7 protein-coding genes are annotated in these 6,434 nt (G+C 59.6%); 3 read left to right on the top strand and 4 right to left on the bottom strand.

Going from position 1 to position 6,434, the window contains the following annotated elements:
• Positions 1-21: 21 nt before the first annotated feature.
• From AAAB35_RS12330 to AAAB35_RS12340, 3 genes are all read left to right on the top strand, one after another.
• Entirely contained in the window at positions 22-867 is an 846-nt protein-coding gene (locus AAAB35_RS12330; RefSeq protein WP_340668570.1) for an NAD(P)H-binding protein, read from the top strand.
• Positions 864-1,352 carry an anthrone oxygenase family protein gene (locus tag AAAB35_RS12335; RefSeq protein WP_340668571.1) on the top strand — a complete coding sequence of 163 codons (489 nt, stop codon included), beginning with the start codon at positions 864-866 and terminating at the stop codon, positions 1,350-1,352. The genes AAAB35_RS12330 and AAAB35_RS12335 overlap by 4 nt, the downstream gene beginning before the upstream one ends.
• Positions 1,353-1,455: 103 nt before the next feature.
• A complete protein-coding gene (locus tag AAAB35_RS12340; protein ID WP_340668572.1) occupies positions 1,456-2,235 on the top strand; it encodes a hypothetical protein in 780 nt (259 codons plus the stop codon).
• A 21-nt stretch (positions 2,236-2,256) separates the two neighbouring features.
• Here the strand turns inward: AAAB35_RS12340 and AAAB35_RS12345 are convergent, their stop codons facing one another.
• The 4 genes from AAAB35_RS12345 to AAAB35_RS12360 form a co-directional block, all read right to left on the bottom strand.
• Positions 2,257-3,501, bottom strand: coding sequence for a type VI secretion protein ImpB (locus AAAB35_RS12345; RefSeq protein WP_340668573.1), 1,245 nt, complete (start codon positions 3,499-3,501; stop codon positions 2,257-2,259).
• 113 nt (positions 3,502-3,614) lie between these two features.
• The gene (recJ, locus tag AAAB35_RS12350; RefSeq protein WP_340668574.1) at positions 3,615-5,408 is read right to left on the bottom strand and encodes a single-stranded-DNA-specific exonuclease RecJ; all 1,794 of its coding nucleotides are present in this window, start codon (positions 5,406-5,408) and stop codon (positions 3,615-3,617) included.
• Positions 5,409-5,485: 77 nt separating this feature from the next.
• Positions 5,486-6,097 (bottom strand): hypothetical protein, encoded by a 612-nt coding sequence (locus AAAB35_RS12355; RefSeq protein ID WP_340668575.1) that lies wholly within the window; start codon positions 6,095-6,097, stop codon positions 5,486-5,488.
• 144 nt (positions 6,098-6,241) lie between these two features.
• A partial coding sequence (locus AAAB35_RS12360) for a fructose-bisphosphatase class II (protein WP_340668576.1) occupies positions 6,242-6,434 on the bottom strand: 193 nt, incomplete at its 5' end.

Consider the following 6,434-nt stretch of genomic DNA (forward strand, 5'->3'; position numbering starts at 1 on the left):
CATGTTTAACAGGAGCTGAAAATGACGACGTTCCACAGTTCGAAATTCCCGATCCTTATCATCGGCGGCACGGGCAAGACCGGGCGCCGCGTCGGCGAGCGACTGGCTGCAAGAGGCTTGCCGGTCCGCATCGGATCGCGCAATGCCAGTCAGGCCTTCGACTGGGAAAATCCGGCCACCTGGGCCGTGGCGCTGGAGGGCGTATCTGCCGCTTACATCACATACTATCCCGATCTCGCAGTGCCGGGCGCGGCGCAAGCGGTCGGCGACGTTGCCCGTCTTGCCGTTCGCAAGGGCGTGAAGCGCCTTGTTCTCCTTTCAGGCCGCGGCGAGCCAGAAGCGCAACGCGCCGAGCAGGCTTTGCAGGCATCGGGTGCGGATTGGACAATCGTGCGTGCCAGCTGGTTTGCCGAGAACTTCAGCGAGAGTTTCTTCCGCGACCCGATCCTCGCCGGCGAACTGGCGCTGCCGGTCAATGGCGTCCGTGAACCCTTCATCCATGCCGACGACATTGCCGATGTAGTCGTCGCCGCGCTGACCGATAAGCGTCATATCGGCGAGCTTTATGAGGTCACCGGCCCGCGCCTGGTCACGTTTGCCGAAGCTACGGCAGAAATCGCCAAGGCAACCGGACGCGATATCCGCTTCACCACTGTTTCGCACGACTCCTTCATGCAGGGCCCTGCAGCTAACGACGTGCCGGCCGATATCGCCGCTTTGATCGATGAATTGTTCCGCGAGGTGCTGGATGGGCGCAACGAATATGTCACCGATGGAGTGCAACGGGCGCTCCAGCGTGCACCGCGGGATTTTGCCGATTTCGCCAACGCATGCGCAGCAGGCGGTACGTGGGAGGCTTCGAAATGATGGCTCTGATACCGATCCTCACCCTGTTCGCCGCGCTCGGCAGTGGCCTGATGGCGGGACTTTTCTTCGCCTTTTCCAGCTTCGTCATGGCAGCGCTCGCCCGCCTACCGGCCGAGCAGGGCATTGCCGCCATGAACTCGATCAATGTCACAATCCTCAACTTGAGCTTCGGCCTCGCTTTCTTCGGCACCGCCATCCTTTGCCTCGGCCTTGGCGTGGCCGGCTTGATGCGCTGGTCCGATCAGGGCTCGCTCTGGCTCGTCTCCGGCAGCGTGCTGTTCCTCGTCGGCACGATCGCGGTGACGATGATCTTCAATGTCCCGCTGAATGACGCGCTTGCCGTGGCCAACCCTGCAAGCCCCGAGGGCGCAGTGGTTTGGACCCGTTATCTTGCCGAATGGCTGCCCTGGAACCATGTCCGAATGCTCACCAGCGCCGGAGCGCTGATTTCCTTCATTCTTGCCTATGCACGCCAGGCTGGCTGAGTTTGAAAACAAAGAGCGAAAGTGGCGCCCCCGAACGCAGCCTGTCTTTTTTCCGGAAAGAAACTAGAGTGGCCAAGGGATTTTGCTCGTGCGGGGGATACACATGGCATTCGAGCTTCTTGTTGCTGTCTTGTTCGTTGGCGGAACTATTGTCCTGACCCTCGGCGCCTATTTTCTGATGCGTGTCATTACCGGCGGTGATCCCGAGGGCCACGAGAGGGATCTTGCCAGCTCCGTCATCTTCCGCGTCTCGGCTCTGCATGGATTGATCCTGGCATTGGTATTCGCGCAGGAGATGATCGATTACCAGCAGCTCCGCAACGAAACCGCCACTGAATCCAACGCCGTTGCCGACATCTATTTCGATGCCGGACGCTATGGCGGTGGTCACGAGGCCGCAATCCAGAAACCGCTCAACGACTACATAAGCGTTGTGATCGACAAGGAATGGGCGATCCTCGGCGCTACAGATCGCCTGACGCCGGAGGCCTGGTCAAAATGGGACTCAGCCTATCGCGCCGTGCTTGACCTCGAGCCGACCAACAAGCGCGAAGAGAGCCTCCGCAACCACATGCTGGATCGGCTCTATACCGTCTCCGAAAGCCGCACCCGGCGTGAGAGCAATGTCGCCGATTCCATGAGTGGAATCTTCTGGTTCGCGGCTCTTGCAGGCGTCGTCTTCATTGCGATCGCCTACTATTCTTACCCGCCGCAGCGCAGGAACCTCGTTTTGATCTCCATGTTCGGCGCTTATACGGGCATTATCCTGTTTCTCATTTATGCATTCTCCAATCCCTATAGCCCGCCAGCAGCGATGAGCCCCGGGCCGCTCCTTCGCCTTCAGGAGCAGATCAGCCACTCTGTGCCGCAGCCACAAGCCTGACCCCGCGGAGCGTTGCTCCTCTCAAAAATCCTCAGCCGCGGGGATCCGTCCAAAGGCGATCTTGGAGCCAATATAGTTCCCGGGCCCATTTGCCGGACCGAGGTTGAGCGCCTTGGAACCATGCCTCACCCTGATCGTGTCGAGCACATCCGAAACCCGCTCCCATTGGCCCCGCTCCTTCCGGTTTTCGCCCGTGTCGAAGAGGTCGCGGCTCGCTTCCTCCTCGTCCGAAAGTTCGTGCAGCACGACGGTGACCGTGCTGATGTTGTGCATCTCGTCCGCCATCATAAATTTCTCGTGCAACTCATTGAGGCCATTAAGAAAAGTATGGTCATCTCGCGCCGGCCTAAATCTCTTTTCCAGGCTAACGCGGCTTTCGCGGCGTGTGCCTACCGTGTAGGTGAGTGCGCCAGCGCGAAAATGGGAGCGGCGCAGACGCCGTGCCGCGCTCATCGTCAGTAGCCGGGCGCATTGCAGCACCTTTTGCGGCACCCGCCAATCCGGTGGCAGATTGCGGCCATGACCAAACATGCGCTTGACCGTTTCGGGTTTCTCGACCGCGTGGCCGTGTAGAGCTGCAATGAATCGCTCACCTTCAACGCTGTTCCAGATTGCGCGCGCATGCTTGGGGGCAAGTGCCCAAAGGCCTGCTATGTCGGTGACGCCCGCCTCGGCAAGACGTGTCGCCATGCCCTTGGAGATACCTGGCAGGTCGCGCAGGCCGAGCCCGAGTAGACGTCCCGGGAGATCGGTGTGATCAAGGACAACGAAACCGTCAGGCTTGTCCATTTCCGCCGCTATCTTTGCAAGGAGTTCGTTAAACGAAATGCCGATTGAACAGGTCAGAACCTGACCAAACTCGTCACGCAGCGACCGCTTGATCCGTGCCGCCAGCGCCGGCGCCTGCCGCGCTTCCGATTCCAACAATGTACAGGCGACTTCGTCGATCGACCGCACCGCGGCAATCGGCAGACAGCACTCGATGACCTCGAGAATACGCTTGTGCAACCGGACATAAACATCCGGCCGTGCCTCTATGAACACGATGTCCGGGCATTTATCCCGGGCTTCACGCACCGATGTACCTGTCTTGATCCCGAAGGGTTTCGCTTCGCGGCTTGCGGCGATGACACTTGTATATGGGGAGTCGAGCGGCACGACGGCAACTGGACGGCCGTGCAACGCCGGATTCAGTTGCTGTTCGGCGCTGGCAAAGAAGCTGTCAAAATCGAGATACAGCTTTTCAGGGTGGCCCGGCTTACGCATGATCCCATCGCTCTCATATTGAGAACAAAACTAGAACATATCCCGCCAAATTGAAACTGAATATTTTCGGTGTTACGCCCAAAAATGCGTTCGCGGGCGCTGCCGGTCCTTGTCTAAAGGGCTTTCGCTGCGTCGAGAATGCGAAATTCTGTCTTAGTTGAACCGTTCCAGTGGTTGAGGGAGAGGTTGCCCGCCACGTGAATTGTTTGGCCCACGTTCTTGAAAAAAAAGTCTCCAAGCGGGGCACCGACGGCGCGAAATGCCATGGCGTTGATCCGGGAACCGTCGGCGCCAGCCAGGGTAACCCGAACATGGCTGCTTCCTACCTCCCGCGCATCGACGAGCCGGTGATGCGGCAAAACAAGCACCGGCTGTGGGTGTCCCGAACCGTAGGGGCCTGCGCGTTCCATCAGGTCGTGCAGCGCGACCGTGGCACCGGAGGCGCTCAGCGCGCCGTCGATTTCCAGCGATTCATTGCCGCGCAATTCCCCGACCATGGTCGCCGCATTCTCCTCGAAGAACGCGCGCAGTGCGCCCAACTTGCCGCGTTCGACGGTAATGCCGGCTGCCATGGCATGGCCACCGCCCTTGACAAGCAACCCCTCCTCAACCGCAGTGCGGACAAGCCTGCCGAGATCAAATCCGTTTATCGAGCGACCGGACCCGGCGCCGGTTCCATTTGCATTGAAAGCGATGGCAAACGCCGGGCGCCGCGTCTTCTCCTTGAGCCGGGCAGCGATCAGACCGACAATGCCCGGGTGCCAGTCGTCGTTGGCGGTAACGACAATGGCGGGGCCCGAAGCGGCGGCCGAAAGTTCGGTCATCGCTTCCGCCTCCGCCTGCTCCAGCATGATGGTTTCCATTGCCTGGCGTTCCTGGTTGAGACGGTTGAGCTCCTCGGCAATGCGCAGCGCTTCATTGGGATCGTCGAGGGTCAAGAGACGTGCACCGAGACCGGCATCACCAATGCGCCCGCCTGCATTGATGCGGGGACCGATCAGGTAGGCGAAATGAAAGGCGTTGAGCGGCTCGCCGATGCGCGCTACCCGCGCCAGAGCGGCGAGGCCGAGATTCTGTTGCGCCCGCGCAACGAGAATGCCCTTGACCACGAAGGCGCGGTTGAGACCCTTCAGCGGCACGACATCGCAAACAGTCGCGAGCGCAGCAAGGTCGAGCAACGAGAGGAGATCGAAAGCCGCAGTACCAGTCGCGATGCCTCGTTCACGCATCGTGCGCAGCGTTTGCACCAGCGTCAGGAATACGACACCTGCGGCGCAAAGATGCCCCTGTCCCGAAATGTCATCCTCGCGGTTGGGGTTGACCACGGCATGGGCGGCAGCGGGCAGCGCACCGCCAAGCTGGTGATGGTCGAGAACAACCACATCCGCTCCGGCGGCTCTCGCAGCTTCAATGGCAGCAGCGCTGTTCGTTCCGCAGTCGACGGTGACGATCAGGCTTGCCTGCTGCGCCAGTTCCTGCATGGCGATCGGATTGGGGCCGTAACCTTCGAAAATACGGTCCGGGATATAGATGCGATTGGCGATACCGTAATGGTTCAGGAACCGCGACAGGATCGCCGAGGAGGCGGCGCCGTCAACATCGTAGTCGCCGAAGATTGCGACCATTTCCCCCCCAGCGATTGCCTTGGCGATGCGGGCGGCGGCCATTTCCATATCGGTGAGCGAGGCAGGATCCGGCATCAAACTTTTCAGCGTGGGATCCATGAAGGCGACGGCATCGTCGAGCCCGACGCCCCTGCCCGCCAACACGCGGGTCACGATATCTGGAAAACCATGATTCTGTGCCATGGCGAGCGCTATATTCGCCTCGCGCTGCGCGAGCCGGTCTACCCACTTCAGGCCGGTTGCCGATTGTTCAACGCCAAGAAAGAGCCGTGCCGATGTCATTGCATCGTTCAACCATCCGGCGACTGCGAAAGCAATGCTCCGAAAGGCCTATCCAACGCCAATCACGACACATGGCGTCAGTTGCTGGCAGGAGGCAGGGCAAGTTCACTGATCGCGGAGGCCATGGACGAGGCGAAATCCGCAAGTTGCCTGTCAACGACCTCCTTGGAACTCAGTCGATAGTTCATGACCGGCTGGATCAGCATGTAACGTCCGAGTACACCGGTGGCGCAGACGAGAAAATCGTCCTTCTTCTGCGGATCGTCGGAACTGACGCAGGCCATGGCGCGGTTGCCATAGCTCACATTGGTCCGCTGTGCGACCTGATTGGGCTGGTTCGAATGGTATTGGAATGCTTGATCCAGAAGGCTGCGCACCACAGGATCGTCCGGTCCGTCCTTGACCGCGTACATACCTGCGACATTGCTGGCTCGCACGCCGTTGACCGAAACAATCGCGCGAGCGTCGACTCCGCCATACTCGACCGTCGCGCTGAAATTCTGCGGATCGGCATTGCGGCTGATGACGGTGAACGGCCCGGAGGTGTCAGGCAAGCCGACGAGAATATCGCGCGAACGATAGCCCTGAATAAGATCGAGCTCCGTTTCCTGCGCGTGAAGCGGAGAAAATGGCACTACAACCAAGACTATCGACAATATATTGCAGACAATTCCGTAATGGATATTCATGCCTGACCCATCGCAACGAGGTACTCACAAAACAAAATACCAAAAAACACGTGATCCCAATAGGGTAGAGTGAAAACAGTCAGTAAAAATCGAAAAAGCTGCCGGTCTCGAACCAGACCGGCAGCATAACCTTACCCCGCGTTCCTATTGGAACTTCGCCATGTCCTGGTGCTTCGCCTTGATCTCGCGCACTGTCTGCGAATGCGATCGCATGACGACCGTATGCGTCTGGATGTAGTCGCGGGCGAACTTGACGCCGCTGAGCATGTTGCCGTCGGTCACGCCCGTGGCGGCAAAGAGCACGTCGCCCTTCGCCATTTCTTCCATCGTATAGACC

The organism is Phyllobacterium sp. (assembly GCF_037994425.1).
Classification (GTDB): Bacteria; Pseudomonadota; Alphaproteobacteria; order Rhizobiales; family Rhizobiaceae; genus Phyllobacterium.

Excerpts from the sequence above, each read along its gene's own strand:
- AAAB35_RS12335 (WP_340668571.1), top strand. The coding sequence starts at position 864 with ATGATGGCTCTGATACCGATCCTCACCCTGTTCGCCGCGCTCGGCAGT.
- AAAB35_RS12330 (WP_340668570.1), top strand. The coding sequence starts at position 22 with ATGACGACGTTCCACAGTTCGAAATTCCCGATCCTTATCATCGGCGGC.
- recJ (WP_340668574.1), bottom strand. The coding sequence starts at position 5,408 with ATGACATCGGCACGGCTCTTTCTTGGCGTTGAACAATCGGCAACCGGC.
- AAAB35_RS12355 (WP_340668575.1), bottom strand. The coding sequence starts at position 6,097 with ATGAATATCCATTACGGAATTGTCTGCAATATATTGTCGATAGTCTTG.
- AAAB35_RS12345 (WP_340668573.1), bottom strand. The coding sequence starts at position 3,501 with ATGCGTAAGCCGGGCCACCCTGAAAAGCTGTATCTCGATTTTGACAGC.
- AAAB35_RS12340 (WP_340668572.1), top strand. The coding sequence starts at position 1,456 with ATGGCATTCGAGCTTCTTGTTGCTGTCTTGTTCGTTGGCGGAACTATT.